Origin of the sequence: Micromonospora fluostatini, from assembly GCF_050410825.1 — a bacterium.
Taxonomy (GTDB): Bacteria; Actinomycetota; Actinomycetes; order Mycobacteriales; family Micromonosporaceae; genus Micromonospora; species Micromonospora rosaria.
In genome coordinates, this window is sequence record NZ_CP191251.1 from 2,450,260 (window position 1) to 2,463,793 (window position 13,534).

Sequence of the window (13,534 nt, forward strand, 5' to 3'; positions counted from 1 at the left end):
GCGCGTCACCGGGGGCTGCCGGTCACCGAGGTACCGGACTTGGTGAACCGGTAGGTGGTCTTCGCTCCGCTCCAGAAGTGGAAGGTCAGGTCGACCGTCCCGTCGGTGACCTCGGCGAAGAACTCCGGCTTCAGGATGATGGTGTTGGCGGTGTAGTCGGGCTGGAAGTGCTGCCAGAACTCCTTGTAGGTGGTCCAGTTCGCGGGCCCGGCCGGCGTGCCGTCGGCGTACACGGCCTCCATGGTGGCGAGCTGGCCGCCCCGGAACTGGGTGGGGACGGCGAAGGAGCCGGTGGTGCCGGTGGCGTTCGCCTGGGTGGGCGGGTCGTGGCTGGTGATGCCGATCCGCCAGGGAACCCCCTGGGAGAAGTGGGCGTGCACGGCCGTCCCCTTCGTCGTCCTCGACCCCACCGTCGAACTGCCCGACGACTTCCCCTTCGTCGGGGCCACGAACTGGGCCGGCGGCCGGTCGGCCACCCGCCATCTGATCGAGTTGGGGCACCGGCGGATCGGCATCGTCGCCGGACCGGACCGGATCCTGTGCTGCCGGGCCAGGCTCGACGGGTACCGCTCGGCGCTGGAGGCCGCCGGCCTGCCCGTCGGCCCGGACCTCGTCGCCCGGGCCCGGCTCACCACGGCCGACGGGCAGACGGCGGCCCGCGCCCTGCTCCGCCGCCCCGACCGGCCCACCGCGGTCTTCGCCAGCAACGACCTGCAGGCGCTCGGCGTCTACCAGGCCGCCCGCGAGCTGGGGCTGCGGATCCCGACGGAGCTGAGCGTGGTCGGCTTCGACGACCTGCCCATCGCCACCCTGGTCGACCCGCCCCTGACCACCGTGCACCAGCCCCTCGTCGAGATGGCCGTCGCCGCCACCGAACTGGCGCTCGGCCTCGGCCGGGGTGACCACGCACCGCAACGCCGCGTCGAACTCGCCACCACGCTCACCGTCCGGGCCAGCACCGCCCCGCCGCCGCGCACCTGAGGGGACAGCGACCGGCCCCACCGGTCGCCGTGATCAGGATTACCGCCGGAACTTCCGCCCGCACCGCGCCGACCACCCCTACGACACCACCGTCCGAGGGGAACCGTCATGCCCAGCACCACCGTCCGCCGACCGCTGCGCCCCGCGGTCCTGCTCGCCGCCGCCGTCCTGGCGGTCTCCGTCGCCGGCTGCGGGTCGTCCGACGACGGGGCGCCCGCCGCGCCCGGATCCGCCCCGGCGGCGACGTCCGCCGCCCCGGGCGCCGCCGCCGGTGTGCTCGGCGTCCGGGACCCGTGGGTGAAGGCCGCCGACACGGGCATGACGGCGGCCTTCGGCACCCTCGTCAACGACGGCGACACCGACGTGACCCTCACCGCCGTGACGACCGAGGTGTCCCCGATGGAGCTGCACGAGATGACCATGAAGGACGGGAAGATGGTCATGCAGGCCAAGGAGGGCGGCATCGTCATCAAGGCGAGGAGCGAGCACCTCCTGGAGCCCGGCGGGGACCACCTGATGCTCATGGATCTCCGGGAGCCGGTGCGGGCCGGTGACGAGTTGACCTTCACCCTCACCTTCGCCGACGGCCGCACCCAGACGTTCACGGCGGTGGCGAAGCCGTTCACCGGCGCGCAGGAGAGCTACGCCCCGGGTCACGGTGAGCCGATGCCGGGCACGAGCGCCACCCCCGGGCCGAGCACGAGCCCGCACGCATGACCGGCACCTCCCCCGCCCGGCCGGTGAGCAGGCGGCGCCTGCTCACCGGTGGGGCACTGGCCGCCGGCGGCGCGCTGTCCGGCGCCGCCGCGGTCACCGCGCTGCGCGCCGACGACGCCGACGTACGCGCCGTCCGGGCGGAGCCGGTGGCGCGGATCGGCACCGCCGTCGAGCCGTTCCACGGCCCCCGTCAGGCGGGGGTCGCCACCGAGGCGCAGGCCCACGCCGCGTTCGTCGCGTTCACCCTGCACCCCAACACCGACCGGGCCGCGCTGGGCCGGATGCTGCGGCTGCTCTCCGACGACGCCGCCCGCCTCACCCAGGGCCGGCCCGCCCTCGCCGACACCGAACCGGAACTCGGCCTGCTGCCGGCCCGCCTCACGGTCACCTTCGGGTTCGGCCCCGGCCTCTACACCGCCGCCGGGGTCGACGACCGCCGGCCGCCGTCGGTGGCCGACCTCCCGGCCTTCCCCGTCGACCGGCTCCAGACCCGCTGGTCCGGCGGCGACCTGCTGCTGCAGATCTGCGCCGACGACCCGCTCACCGTCGCCCACACCCAACGGGTCCTGGTCAAGGACAGCCGTCCCTTCGCCACCGTCCGCTGGGTGCAGCAGGGCTTCCGCCGGGCCGCCGGCGCCGAACCCGGGCACACCCAGCGCAACCTGTTCGGCCAACTCGACGGCACCGCCAACCCCAAACCCGGCGGACCGCTCGACACCGCCGTGTGGGTGCCCGACGGGCCGGACTGGCTACGCGACAGCACCACGCTGGTGGTACGGCGGATCAGCATGGACATGGAGACCTGGGACCTGCTCGGGCGCACCGACCGGGAACTGGCGGTCGGCCGCCGCCTGGACACCGGTGCGCCGTTGACCGGCACCGACGAACACGACGAACCCGACTTCGCCGCCGTCGGCCCCACCGGGCTCACCGTCATCCCCGACTTCGCGCACCTCACCCGGGCCCGGGTGGGCGAGGACCGGCTACGGATCCTGCGCCGCCCCTACAACTACGACGGGGTACCCGCCGCCGACGGCACCGCCGACAGTGGGCTGGTCTTCGCCTCGTACCAGGCCGACATCGCCCGGCAGTTCCTGCCCATCCAACGCCGGCTGGCCGAGCGGGACCTGCTCAACGAGTGGACCACCCCGATCGGCTCGGCCGTCTTCGCCATCCCGCCCGGCTGCCCCGAGGGGGGCTGGGTCGGGCAGCAGCTACTCGCCTGACCAGGAGAACCGCTCCGAGATGCGTACCCGTGCCCGCCGTCCGACCGTGCGTGGCGTCGTCGTCGCCGCGCTGGCCGCCACGGCGCTGACGCTGGCGCCGGCCTCCCCCGCCGCCGCGCACAACACCCTGCAGTCCTCGACCCCCACCAGGGACGCCCGGCTCACCACCGCGCCGGCACAGGTCACGCTCCGGTTCCTGCAACCGCTGAACCCGGCCTTCACCACGATCGTGCTCAGCGACGCCGGCCAGCGCCGGGTCGCCACCGGCGAGCCGGCCGTCACCGGGCCGACCGGCAGCATCACCATCGACCAGCCGCTGGGCAACGGCACCTACACCGTCGCGTACCGGGTCGTGTCCGCCGACGGGCACCCGGTGCAGGGGGCGTACCGGTTCACCGTGGCCGACCCCACCGCGCCCGAGCCGGCGGACGCCGCCCCGCCGCCGGCCAGCCCCGCCGCCGCGTCCGGGGCGGCCGGCGGCGGCCCCCCGGCCCCGGCCCTGGTGGCCGGCCTCGTCGGGGTGGCCGGCGTCGGGGCCGTGGTCACGGCCGTGGCGCTGCGGCGTCGACGCCTCCGCACGCCCTGACCGCCGCCTCCGCAGCCACCGCCCGGCATCCCCGGCCCGGTCGCGCGCACCGCCCGTCCTCCCGAATGCCAGGACCCGCCATGCCGCACACCCGTCACCGCCCCGCGCCGGCTGGCCCCACCGCCTCCGCCCCGGACATCGGCCAGCGCAGCGGCGGGGCTGGGCCGGCTGGGGTACCGGACTGCTGGCGGGAGCGCCGGGGTTGGCCGTCCTGGTGCTGGCCGGGCGGGCCGGTGGCGCCCTGGCGGCGGTGATCCCGGCCCGGCCACCACCTGGGCGCTGCCGGTGGCCCGGTCGACGACCTCCCCTCTCGATGGAACTTTGTCGATCGCCGGCGCGACCTATGGTGGGCGGGCTCTCGGGCCGACCGGCGACCGGTCCACCGGGGAGGCCGGACGGCCGGGTGCCGGTCCGGCCCGGTGGTCGGCCGGACGTGCCCGCACGGCGACCGCACCCTGTCACGAGAGAGGACAGCCGATGAGCTCTGGACCGCACCGGGCCGGCCGGGTGGCCGGGGAGGCGGCGGCACCTCCCCGACCGGCTGCTGCGGCGGCTCCCGGAGCGGGTGGCGCCCCGGCGGGCCGCCCCCTGCTGCCGATGGTCCTGGTCCTGACCCTGGTGCTGGTCGCCTCGGTCCTGCTGGGTATCGCCCTCGGGCCGACGAGTGTGCCGTTGCCGGACACGGTCCGCTACCTGGGCGCGGCGCTGACCGGGGGGTCGATCCGGGCCGACGAGGTGACCGCGTACTCGATCGTGTGGGACGTCCGGGCGCCCCGGGTGCTGCTGGCGGTGGTGGTGGGCGGTGGCCTGAGCATGGTCGGCACGGCCACCCAGGCGATGGTCCGCAACGCGCTGGCCGACCCGTACGTGCTGGGCATCTCGTCCGGGGCGTCGGTCGGCGCGTGCCTGGTGGCGGTGTTCGGGATGTTCGCCGCGCTGGGCGTCTACGCCCTCTCGGTGGCGGCCTTCGGCGGGGCGCTCGCCGCGGCGACGCTGGTCTTCGTGGCGGCCCGCAGCGCCGCCGGCCTCACGCCGCTGCGGCTGGTGCTGACCGGCATCGCCATGGCGTACGCCTTCCAGGCGGTGACCAGCCTGATGGTGTTCCTCTCCCCGCGCGGTGACGCCGCCCGGACCATCCTGTACTGGACGCTGGGTGGTCTGGGGACCGCCAACTGGACCTCGCTGCCGGTGGCGGCCGGGGTGACGGCGGTGGCCTTCGTGCTGCTCTGGCGCAGCAGCCGGTCGCTGGACGTGCTCTCGATGGGCGACGAGACCTCGGCCAGCCTCGGCATCGACAGCACCGCGTTCCGGCGGCGGCTGTTCGTCCTGACCGCCGCGGTGACCGGGGTGCTGGTGGCGGTCAGCGGGGTGATCGGCTTCGTGGGGCTGATCATGCCGCACCTGGTCCGGATGCTGGTGGGCTCCGGCCACCGGCGGGTCCTGGTCGTCGCGCCCCTGGTGGGGGGCGTCTTCCTGGTCTGGGTGGACCTGCTCTGCCGGGTGATCGTCGCCCCGCTGGAACTGCCGATCGGGGTGGTCACCGCCCTGGTGGGGGTGCCCGTCTTCGTCACCCTGATGCGGCGTCGGGGTTACCTGTTCGGAGGACGCTGATGGAGCTCGTACTCGACGACCTGACCGTCACGGTCGACGGCCGGGACCTGGTGGCGGCGCTGGGCCTGCGGGTCGGCCACGACGAGGTGGTGGGGTTGGTGGGGCCGAACGGCAGCGGCAAGTCCACCACCCTGCGCTGCGTGTACCGGGCCCTGGCCCCCACCGTGGGCCGGGTCCTGCTCGACGGCGAGGACCTGCACGGGATGCCGCGGCGTCGGGCCGCCCGCCGGGTGGCCGCGCTGACCCAGGAGCAGCGGGCGGAACTCGACTTCACCGTCTTCGAGGTGGTCGCCATGGGCCGGGCGCCGCACCGCCGTGACCACCAGCAGGTGACCGGTGCGGAGCGGGAGCTGTGCCAGCAGGCCCTGGACCGGCTCGACGTCGCGCACCTGGCGCACCGCAGTGTGCTCACCCTCTCCGGCGGGGAACGCCAACGGGTCCTCATCGCCCGCGCGCTGGTGCAGCAACCCCGGGTGCTCGTCTTGGACGAGCCCACCAACCACCTCGACATCCGCCACCAGCTCGCCCTGCTGGGCCTGCTCCGGCGGGCCGGGCTGACCACGCTCGTGGCGCTGCACGACCTGAACCTCGCCGCCGCGGTCTGCGACCGGATCGCCGTGCTGGACCAGGGCCGCCTGGTCGCGGTCGGGCCGCCGACGCAGGTGCTCACCCCCGACCTGGTACGCGCCGTCTTCGGGGTGACGGCCGTGGTGGTCACGCACCCCCGCACCGGGGCGACCCAGTTGCTGTACGACATGCCGGGCGGGTGAGCCGACGGTGCGGTCCGGGACGCCGGTCGGGGCGCGCCGGACCGCACCGGTCACTTGCCGACGGACCGCAGGTACGCGGCGAGCTTCTCGGCCGAGGTGGCGACCCGGGGACCGGCCATCACGTCGGCGAACTCCAGGCGGAAGATCCGTCCCTCCCGGACGGCGGTGACGTTGCGCATCGACGGGGTGTTCATCAGGGCCTTCTTCTTCTCCTCGTACGGCACGCCGTAGTCGACGATCACGATCACCTCGGGGTCGGCGGCGACCACGGTCTCCCAGCCGACGCTGTCCCAGGTCCGGGTGATGTCGTCGGTGACGCTGCGACCGCCGGCCTGTTCGACGATCGCGGTGGCGATGCTGGCGGCCCCGGCCACGTACGGCTTGTCCTCGTAGACGTCGGAGACCAGGACCCGGGCCGGGGTGGCGGGTTTCCCGGCGGAGGCGGCGGCGAGCCGCCGTCGCATGTCGGCGATCGTCTGCTCGGCCCGGTCGGCGACGTCGAAGATCCGCCCGAGGTTGCGGTAGTCGGTGTAGACGCCGTCGACCGGGGCCATCGCGCCGGCCGAGTCGGCGGTGTTGGCGCAGGTCTCGGTGAGGACGTAGCTGGCGACGCCGTGGGTGGCGAGGATCGCCGGGGTGATCCCCCGGGACTCGACGAAGCCCTGGTTGTTGCCGGCGAAGACCCAGTCAGCCTTGGCGTTGAGCACGATCTCCAGGCTGATCCGGCTGTCGCCGAGGCGGTCGACCCGGTCGAAGTCGGCCCGGTAGGCGGAGGTCTCGATGCCGCCGTAGACCTTGTTGGCCACCCAGCCCCGGGTGCGGGGGGCCAATCCCAGCGAGAACATCATCTCCGACATGCCGACGTCGTAGACGACGGCCTGTTCGGGCACCTTGTCGTAGGTCACCTCCCGGCCGCAGTTGACCACGGTGACCTGCCGGGGCGCGGCGCCGTCCGGGGTGGCCGCCGGTTCGACGGTGGCGCCGCAGCCGGCGGAGGCCAGCGTCACGACGGTGATGCCGAGCGCGGCGCGGAGCCGCGCGGTCGATGGTCGTCTCATCTGGTTCTTCTCGTTTCCCTCGGTCAGGACGCCGGTCGGGCGGGCTTCTCGTACACGGTGACGTGGGTGCCGGTGCCGAGGTAGGGCTCGTGGCGCCAGCCGCCCCACCGGTGCCGGCGCTCGAGCCCGGCCAGGCGGGCCATCAGGTCGAGTTCGGACGGCCAGGCGTACCGCATGGCGACCGGGGCCAGCCGGATGCCGTCGTTGGTGATCAGGATGTGCTGGCCGGCGAACCGCTGCTCGACGGGGTCGTGACGGACGGCGACCAGGCGGACGTGGTCGAGGTCGACGCGGTGCGCGTCGACGCTCTGCTGGCGCTGGTAGCGGGCCAGGTCCGGCACGAGGCACTCCAGCACGAACCGGCCGCCGGGCAGCAGCCGTCGGGCGACGTTGGCGAAGCAGCGCACCTGGTCCTCCTGGCTCATCAGGAAGAAGAAGGTGGTGAAGACCACGAAGATCATCGCGAAGTCGTCGTCGGTGCCGGGGTCGACGTCGACCATGTCGCCGATCGTGACGGGGATCGTCGCGCCGCCGGGTTTGGCGCGCAGCCGCTGCACCATCTCCTCGGAGGCGTCGATGCCGCGCAGGTCGACGCCGCGGGCGGCGAGGGGGATGGTGACCCGGCCGGTGCCGACGGCGAGTTCGAGGACGGGTCCGGCCGGGCCCTGGTCGATCAGGTCGGCCAGGCGGTGCACGGCGTCGGTCGGGTCGAGGTCGGCGTGCCACTCGTCGTAGACGTCGGCGTTGAGCCGGCCGTAGGTGTCCGGTCCGTCGGTGTTCACGCGGTGGCTCCTGTCGTCGGTGTGTCCAGCGGTCGGAGGTCGTGGCCGACGGTGCCGGCGGCGGCCAGCGAGTGGTACAGGCCGAGTTCGGCGGTGGGCCCCTCGGCCAGCACCAGGGCGGTGCAGCCACGCTGGTCGGCGAGGTGGACGATCGGGTCCCCGACCCGGGCGGTCGGGAAGAACTCGGGGTGGCCGGGGAAGAGCGTGAGCCGTTCGGTCCCCCGCCAGCCGGCGAGCCGGCCGGGGGCGGGCGGGTGCAGGAAGGTCATCCCGAAGCCCCGGCGCGGGGTCACCGGGGTGTCCAGCAGCCGGGGGCGACGGCCGAGGGCGGTGTCCACGACGGCGGTGTACACGTTCGTCTCCAGGCTGCGGCACATCATCTCGCCGATGACCGCCCCGGCGATACGGCCGTTGACCTCCACCACCTCGGGACCGTCGGGGGTCCGGGCGAACTCGGTGTGGGCGACGCCGGCGCGGAACCCGACGGTGGCCAGGACCGCGCCGATCCAGCTCCGGAGGTGGTCGAGTTCGGCGGCGGGGAGCGCGACCGGGAAGGCGACGGCCTCCTCCCGGCGGACCGGCTCCGGGGTGTGGACGTGCACGGCCACCCCGAGCAGCGTCGTGCGGCCCTGCCAGGTCACCGTCTCGGCGCTGTAGACCGGCCCGGGGAAGTACGGTTCGGCCACCAGGTGCCGGCCGAGCAGGGTGGCGTCCGGCACCTCCCGGACGGCACGGTCGCGTTCGGTGTCGTCACGGATCAGCCAGACGCCCCGGGACGAGGTGCCGGCCGAGTCCTTGACGATCACCGGGTAGCCGACGGCGGCGACCGCGTCGGTGAGGGCCCGCGCCGTCGGCGGCACCCGGATCGCGCCGGCCCGGCTCAGCCCCGCCCGGTGCAGCCGGGTCCGGACCTCGACCTTGTCCCGCAGGGTACGGGCGGTGTCGAGGCCGAGGGTGGGCAGGCCGAAGCGGTCGGCCAGCTCGGCTCCGGTCAGCATCCAGGTGTCGGTGGAGTTGACCAGTGCGGCGAGGTCGTCGAGGCGGTCGAGGGCCTCGGCGCAGGCCCGGACGTCGGTGGTGTCGACGTCGACCACCGTCAGGTCGTGCGGGGCGAGGCGGTCGAGTTCCCAGGCGTACCACGAGCGGTCGCGGGTGAGCAGGCAGAGCCGGTGACCGGCCTCGGCGGCGGCGTCGCGCAGCCGGGCCAGCCCGAAGGTCAGGGACTCGATCAGCGCGATGGTCACGGCGTCACCTCCGGCTGCCCGGCCCGGGTGGCCTCGACGACCAGCCGGGTGGCCCGGTGGTCGTACGGCTCACCGGCGAGGCCACCGAAGCAGCGGATCCCGGTGAAGCCGGCGGCGGCGAGCATGGCGCGGATCTCGGCGGCGCTGTAGACGAACTGTTCGAAGTGGCCGTGGCGGGCGGTGTCGCCGCGCACCAGGGTCCAGTCGCTGCGGAAGCGGGTCCAGTCGTCGAGGATGGTGTCCCGCATGAACAGGGTGCCGCCGTCGACGTCGACCACCTTCGGGGTGCCGGCCCAGCGGGCGAAGACCTCCTTGCTGAACAGGTCCAGCAGCAGGCGACCGCCCGGCACCAGGCTGCGCCGGACGTTGTGCAGCACGAGCTGGTTCTGCGCCGGGTCGGTGAAGTAGCCGAACGAGGTGTACATGCTGACCACCAGGTCGTAGGTGTCGGGTTCGACGAAGGTCCGCATGTCGGCGCGGACCAGCCGGACCGTCGCCCCGGCGGCCTCGGCCGCCGTCCGGGCTTGGTCCAGCAGCACCGCGCTGAGGTCCACCCCGGTCACCCGCGCGCCGCCGGTGGCCAGCGGCACGAGATAGGTGCCGGGCCCGCAGCCCAGGTCCAGCACGGTGGCCCCCGCCGGCAGGCGCAGCAACGGGGACGTGCGCACCCACCGGCGCGCCTCGGCCTGCCGCCCGGGGCTGAACAGCGCCCCCGCGAAGTCCACCCAGAACGTGTCGTCCTCGTACCACTGCACCGGCAGCTCCGATTCGTCCGACGGCTGTCGCAGTACAGGTCGGGCCCGAGCGCGGAGAAGTTCCCCGGTCGTGGTCGGAGAATCGTCGACCAGCGCGCCGCCCCGTATCGCGTCGACGCCACTCAACCGATCGACGCAGGTCTTAGCGTTTCCGGCGGCGTCGCGGCGGGACACGGGGAACCAGAGCCACCGGGCAGGCGACCAATCCGTCGAACGAGGAGAACGGCGACGCGCACCCGCGAGAAGAAGCCACGCCCAGCCGGACCGGGAAACACCTCTCCGAGCCAGCCAGTAGATCGACCAGAGACTATGCGCAAACGGCTCCGACTCGGGTTCCCCGCCGTACCGGGGCCGCCGCCCGGCACCACGGCCAGCACCCACCCCGACCGTATCGAGGAGCGACCCGCATGCCCTCCAGGGACCCGTCGACGAGCCTGCCGCTGCACTCCCACGTCACCGACGCGCTCAAGGCGCCCAGCCTCATCCGGCTGTCGGACAACCTGGTCCTCGCCCGTTTCGAGACGCTGAAGATCTACGCCGCGCTGGGGGCGGTACGGTCCCTGGTGGAGGCCGGCACCGTCCGCCCCGGCGACACCCTCGTGGACAGCTCCAGCGGCATCTACGCCCTCGCGCTGGCCATGGTCTGCCACCGGTACGGGCTGCGTTGCCACATCGTGGCCTCCACGACGGTCACGCCGACCATCCGCTCGCAGTTGGAGATCCTCGGCGCCACCGTGGACCAGATGCCGGCCGAGCAGGACCTGCGCCTCGACCAGCACCGGCGGGTGGCCCGGGTCCAGGAGTTGCTGCGGCGCCACCCGGGGATGCACTGGATGCGCCAGTACCACGACCCGGTGCACCGGCTGGGGTACGCGGAGATGGCGGCGCTGGTGCGCGCGGCGCTGCCCGGCGCGCCCCTGGCCGTGGTGGCCAGCGTCGGCACCGGCGCGTCGAGCGCCGGCCTGATCGGGCCGATCCGGCAGGACGACCCCTCGGCCCGGCTGGTCGGGGTCCAGCCGTTCGGCAGTGTGAGCTTCGGCAGCGACCGGTTCCAGGACCCGGAGGCCATCATCGCCGGGATCGGCAGCGCCATCCCCTTCGACAACGTCCGGCACGAACTCTACGACCAGGTGCACTGGCTGACCTTCCGGTACGCCATGGCCGGCACCGTGGCGCTGATGCGCCGGCACGCGGTCTTCGCCGGGCTGTCCACCGGGGCGGCGTACCTGGTCGGGTGCTGGGAGGCCGGGCGGCACCCCGAGCGGGTGCACCTCGTGGTCGGCGCCGACACCGGGCACCGGTACGTCGAGAAGGTCTTCGCCCGGCACCGCGACGCCCTGGACCCGGCGGGGCTGGCGCCCGTCGAGATCGCCTCCCTGCACACGCTCTCCCCGCCCTGGTCCAGCATGTCGTGGCAGCGGCGTGGTTTCCCGCTCCCGGACCCGCCCACCGGGCAGCCGGCCGGGCCGCCGCCGGCGGCCGGCACGCCGGTGACCGGGTAGGCGCGGCGGCCCGCGTCAGGTGGTGGCCCGACCGGGGCGCAGCCGTCGCCCCAGCACCCAGACCAGCGGCGGGAGCAGGACGCACTGCGCGGCCACGACCAGCCAGAACACCGGCAGGTGCGCGGTGTCCTCGAAGAAGCCGTAGGCGGTGCCGCCGAGCACCCCGCTGAGGAAGGAGCCGGCCCCCACCGCCAGCCGCTGCTGGCCGAAGACCACGGTCGCCGACCGCCGTGAACCGGCCAGCGCCTCCAGGTCGTTCTTGAGGAACAGCACCGCGCTGCCGACGCTGATCGCGGCGACCCCGGCCGCCACGGCGACGCCGGTGCCGCCGGCGAAGGCGACCATGCCCGCGCCGAGGCAGCCGAACCCGACGGCCATGGCCCTCGGGTAGCTGGCCGCCGCGACCCGCCGCGCCACCAGGGGCTGCACGAGCACCAGACCGAGGGAGTACCCCATCATGGCCGCGCCGTAGAGCAGGGTGGCGACGCGGCCCTGCGCGTAGCTGGACAGGTACTGGTAGAACTGCATGTGCACGTAGAAGGAGAGCGCGGTCACCAGGAACGGCAGCACCGCGAGGCCGTGCAGCATCCGCCGGAACGGCTCCACCGGCGGGGCGTCCCCGGTGCGCTGTTCCCGGGGCAGGAACAGGTGGCCGACCGCGACACCGACGTAGACCGCGGTGACGACGGTGAACATCGTGGCCGGGTGCCGGACGAGCAGGGCCCCCACCACCGGACCGAGGGCGATGCCGAGGTTCCCTGCGGCGTTGCCGGCGGAGACCAGCCGGGGCCGGTGCTCCGGCCCCGCCCCGTGCACCAGGTAGCTGCGGTACGCCGGGGAGTACAGCGACCCGCCCGCTGAGACGAGCAGCAGGCCCGCCACGGTGAGCGCCGGGCTCCCCGCTCCCGCGAGGAAGGCGCCGCCGCCGAGGCTGTACAGGACCAGGGCGCCGACCAGGGACCGCTTCAGCCCGATCCGTTCGGCCAGGGCCGCGGTCAGCGGCGCGCTGGCGAACTGCACCAGGGTCGCCGCGCCGAGCACCACCCCGACCTGCGCCATGCCCACGCCCAGCCGCTCGCGCAGCAGGACCGCCAGGTACGGATAGACCGAGAACGACCCGACGTTGACCAGGAGCCCGCCTGCCAGCACGGCGAGCTGGGGGCCGGTGAACCGGGGCGCGCGGCGGGCCCGCCGGCGCAGCCCGGCGAGCGGGTTCGGCCGGGGTGGGACCGGTGCCGCCACCATCAGCGGCTGGCCTCGGGGGCGCGGGGGGCCGGCGGGTGGGGCAGGACCCCGAGGCCGGGGGCGTCGCCCAGGACGATCCGCCCCCGGTCGAGCCCGAGGCCCCGGAAGGGGGGATCCCGCAGGAGGAACTGGCTGTCGAGGTCGATCCGGTGGGCCAGGGGCGCCAGCAGGGCGGCCTGGCTGAGCGCCAGCTCCGACTCGCAGTTGCAGCTCAGCATCACCGCCAGGTCGAGTCGCCGGGCGGCCCGCATCACCCGCCCGGTGGCCCGGACGCCGCCGGACTTGGCCAGCTTGACCACCACCCCGTCGGCGAGGTGCCGGGCGGTGTGGACGCTGGCCACGTCGGTGCAGCCCTCGTCGAGGAAGACCGGCAGCCGGTCGGGCAGTTCCCGGTACCGGCGGTAGGCGTCGACGTCCGCCGTGGGGAAGGGCTGCTCGACGAGTTGGATGTCCAGCTCCCGCAGGCGCGGGGTCAGGTCCCGGGCCGTGTCGAAGTCCCACGCCTCGTTGGCGTCGATCCGGATCGGCAGGGTCGTCGCGGCCCGGACGGCGACGAGCCGCGCGAGGTCCCCGGCGTCGCGGACCTTCATCTTGAGCGCCCCCACCGGCGGCGCGGCGGCCACCGCCGCCAGGGTCCCGGCGGTGTCGGCGATGCCGATGGTGTGGCCGGTGGGCTGCGCCAGGGTGCGGGGCTGGCCGAAGAGCTGCCAGGTCGGTCGCCCGGCGACCCGGCCCAGCCAGTCGTGCACCGCGCCGTCGAGGGCCATCCGGGCGCCGACGGGGGCGTCCCAGTCCGCCACCCGGTCGAGGACCCGGTCGGGGTCCGACAGGTCGTCACCGAGAACCGTCGCCCCCTCGGCGTCGACCGCCTCGACGACCTCGTCGAGGTGCTCGCCGTGCGCCCAGGCCGGCGTTCCCTCGCCCTGGCCGGCGACGCCACGGTGCACGATCGTGGCGACGCAGGTGTCGATCGAGTCGTAGGCGAGGCGGGAGCTGCGGAAGGTCGTCAGCAGGCGCAGGGTCGTCCGGCGGACGCGCACTTCCATGGGTGTCAGCA

Annotated in this window: 14 protein-coding genes; 7 read left to right on the forward strand and 7 right to left on the reverse strand. The window is 74.5% G+C overall.

Translation table 11 applies throughout. From position 1 onward, the window contains the following. Nucleotides 1-5: 5 nt before the first annotated feature. Nucleotides 6-380 (reverse strand): hypothetical protein, encoded by a 375-nt coding sequence (locus tag ACQUFX_RS10495; protein WP_428965810.1) that lies wholly within the window; start codon nucleotides 378-380, stop codon nucleotides 6-8. Between ACQUFX_RS10495 and ACQUFX_RS10500 the strand changes: the two genes are divergently transcribed. The 6 genes from ACQUFX_RS10500 to ACQUFX_RS10525 all read left to right on the forward strand — a co-directional run bounded on the left by ACQUFX_RS10500 (nucleotide 337) and on the right by ACQUFX_RS10525 (nucleotide 5,891). Further along, nucleotides 337-981 (forward strand): substrate-binding domain-containing protein, encoded by a 645-nt coding sequence (locus ACQUFX_RS10500; protein ID WP_428965811.1) that lies wholly within the window; start codon nucleotides 337-339, stop codon nucleotides 979-981. The genes ACQUFX_RS10495 and ACQUFX_RS10500 overlap by 44 nt on opposite strands. Before the next feature lie 108 nt (nucleotides 982-1,089). Further along, nucleotides 1,090-1,698, forward strand: a complete 609-nt coding sequence (locus ACQUFX_RS10505) for a copper chaperone PCu(A)C (RefSeq protein WP_428965812.1) — start codon at nucleotides 1,090-1,092, stop codon at nucleotides 1,696-1,698. Next, complete coding sequence (locus ACQUFX_RS10510; RefSeq protein WP_428965813.1) at nucleotides 1,695-2,924, forward strand: Dyp-type peroxidase; 1,230 nt, start codon at nucleotides 1,695-1,697, stop codon at nucleotides 2,922-2,924. Before ACQUFX_RS10505 ends, ACQUFX_RS10510 begins: the two co-directional genes overlap by 4 nt. A 19-nt stretch (nucleotides 2,925-2,943) precedes the next feature. Beyond that, nucleotides 2,944-3,510 carry a copper resistance CopC family protein gene (locus ACQUFX_RS10515; protein ID WP_428965814.1) on the forward strand — a complete coding sequence of 189 codons (567 nt, stop codon included), beginning with the start codon at nucleotides 2,944-2,946 and terminating at the stop codon, nucleotides 3,508-3,510. 477 nt (nucleotides 3,511-3,987) lie between these two features. Then, nucleotides 3,988-5,121 (forward strand): FecCD family ABC transporter permease, encoded by a 1,134-nt coding sequence (locus ACQUFX_RS10520; RefSeq protein ID WP_428965815.1) that lies wholly within the window; start codon nucleotides 3,988-3,990, stop codon nucleotides 5,119-5,121. After that, complete coding sequence (locus tag ACQUFX_RS10525; RefSeq protein ID WP_428965816.1) at nucleotides 5,121-5,891, forward strand: ABC transporter ATP-binding protein; 771 nt, start codon at nucleotides 5,121-5,123, stop codon at nucleotides 5,889-5,891. Before ACQUFX_RS10520 ends, ACQUFX_RS10525 begins: the two co-directional genes overlap by 1 nt. Before the next feature lie 50 nt (nucleotides 5,892-5,941). On the opposite strand, the gene ACQUFX_RS10530 is transcribed toward ACQUFX_RS10525, so the two are convergent. Genes ACQUFX_RS10530 through ACQUFX_RS10545 form a run of 4 tightly spaced genes read right to left on the reverse strand, consistent with a single transcriptional unit; the run spans nucleotide 5,942 to nucleotide 9,730 of the window. Further along, on the reverse strand, nucleotides 5,942-6,949 hold the full coding sequence (locus ACQUFX_RS10530; RefSeq protein WP_428965817.1) for an ABC transporter substrate-binding protein: 1,008 nt from the start codon (nucleotides 6,947-6,949) through the stop codon (nucleotides 5,942-5,944). 23 nt (nucleotides 6,950-6,972) lie between these two features. After that, nucleotides 6,973-7,731: a class I SAM-dependent DNA methyltransferase gene (locus ACQUFX_RS10535; protein WP_428965818.1), complete on the reverse strand. Its 759-nt coding sequence runs from the start codon at nucleotides 7,729-7,731 to the stop codon at nucleotides 6,973-6,975. Next, the gene (locus ACQUFX_RS10540; RefSeq protein ID WP_428965819.1) at nucleotides 7,728-8,975 is read right to left on the reverse strand and encodes an ATP-grasp domain-containing protein; all 1,248 of its coding nucleotides are present in this window, start codon (nucleotides 8,973-8,975) and stop codon (nucleotides 7,728-7,730) included. The genes ACQUFX_RS10535 and ACQUFX_RS10540 overlap by 4 nt, the downstream gene beginning before the upstream one ends. Further along, nucleotides 8,972-9,730, reverse strand: coding sequence for a class I SAM-dependent methyltransferase (locus ACQUFX_RS10545; protein WP_428965820.1), 759 nt, complete (start codon nucleotides 9,728-9,730; stop codon nucleotides 8,972-8,974). Before ACQUFX_RS10545 ends, ACQUFX_RS10540 begins: the two co-directional genes overlap by 4 nt. A 407-nt stretch (nucleotides 9,731-10,137) precedes the next feature. Here ACQUFX_RS10545 and ACQUFX_RS10550 point away from each other — a divergent pair, with 407 nt between their 5' ends. Next, a complete protein-coding gene (locus tag ACQUFX_RS10550) occupies nucleotides 10,138-11,232 on the forward strand; it encodes a pyridoxal-phosphate dependent enzyme (RefSeq protein WP_428965821.1) in 1,095 nt (364 codons plus the stop codon). A gap of 15 nt (nucleotides 11,233-11,247) precedes the next feature. Here the strand turns inward: ACQUFX_RS10550 and ACQUFX_RS10555 are convergent, their stop codons facing one another. Both ACQUFX_RS10555 and ACQUFX_RS10560 read right to left on the reverse strand, forming a co-directional pair. Further along, nucleotides 11,248-12,477, reverse strand: coding sequence for an MFS transporter (locus ACQUFX_RS10555; RefSeq protein WP_428965822.1), 1,230 nt, complete (start codon nucleotides 12,475-12,477; stop codon nucleotides 11,248-11,250). Next, nucleotides 12,477-13,523 (reverse strand): enolase C-terminal domain-like protein, encoded by a 1,047-nt coding sequence (locus ACQUFX_RS10560; protein ID WP_428965823.1) that lies wholly within the window; start codon nucleotides 13,521-13,523, stop codon nucleotides 12,477-12,479. The genes ACQUFX_RS10555 and ACQUFX_RS10560 overlap by 1 nt, the downstream gene beginning before the upstream one ends. Nucleotides 13,524-13,534: the final 11 nt, after the last annotated feature.

Coding starts and splice junctions, on each gene's coding strand:
- ACQUFX_RS10520 (WP_428965815.1), top strand. CDS start 3,988: ATGAGCTCTGGACCGCACCGGGCCGGCCGGGTGGCCGGGGAGGCGGCG.
- ACQUFX_RS10500 (WP_428965811.1), top strand. CDS start 337: ATGCCGATCCGCCAGGGAACCCCCTGGGAGAAGTGGGCGTGCACGGCC.
- ACQUFX_RS10550 (WP_428965821.1), top strand. CDS start 10,138: ATGCCCTCCAGGGACCCGTCGACGAGCCTGCCGCTGCACTCCCACGTC.
- ACQUFX_RS10510 (WP_428965813.1), top strand. CDS start 1,695: ATGACCGGCACCTCCCCCGCCCGGCCGGTGAGCAGGCGGCGCCTGCTC.
- ACQUFX_RS10560 (WP_428965823.1), bottom strand. CDS start 13,523: ATGGAAGTGCGCGTCCGCCGGACGACCCTGCGCCTGCTGACGACCTTC.
- ACQUFX_RS10555 (WP_428965822.1), bottom strand. CDS start 12,477: ATGGTGGCGGCACCGGTCCCACCCCGGCCGAACCCGCTCGCCGGGCTG.
- ACQUFX_RS10530 (WP_428965817.1), bottom strand. CDS start 6,949: ATGAGACGACCATCGACCGCGCGGCTCCGCGCCGCGCTCGGCATCACC.
- ACQUFX_RS10505 (WP_428965812.1), top strand. CDS start 1,090: ATGCCCAGCACCACCGTCCGCCGACCGCTGCGCCCCGCGGTCCTGCTC.
- ACQUFX_RS10525 (WP_428965816.1), top strand. CDS start 5,121: ATGGAGCTCGTACTCGACGACCTGACCGTCACGGTCGACGGCCGGGAC.
- ACQUFX_RS10515 (WP_428965814.1), top strand. CDS start 2,944: ATGCGTACCCGTGCCCGCCGTCCGACCGTGCGTGGCGTCGTCGTCGCC.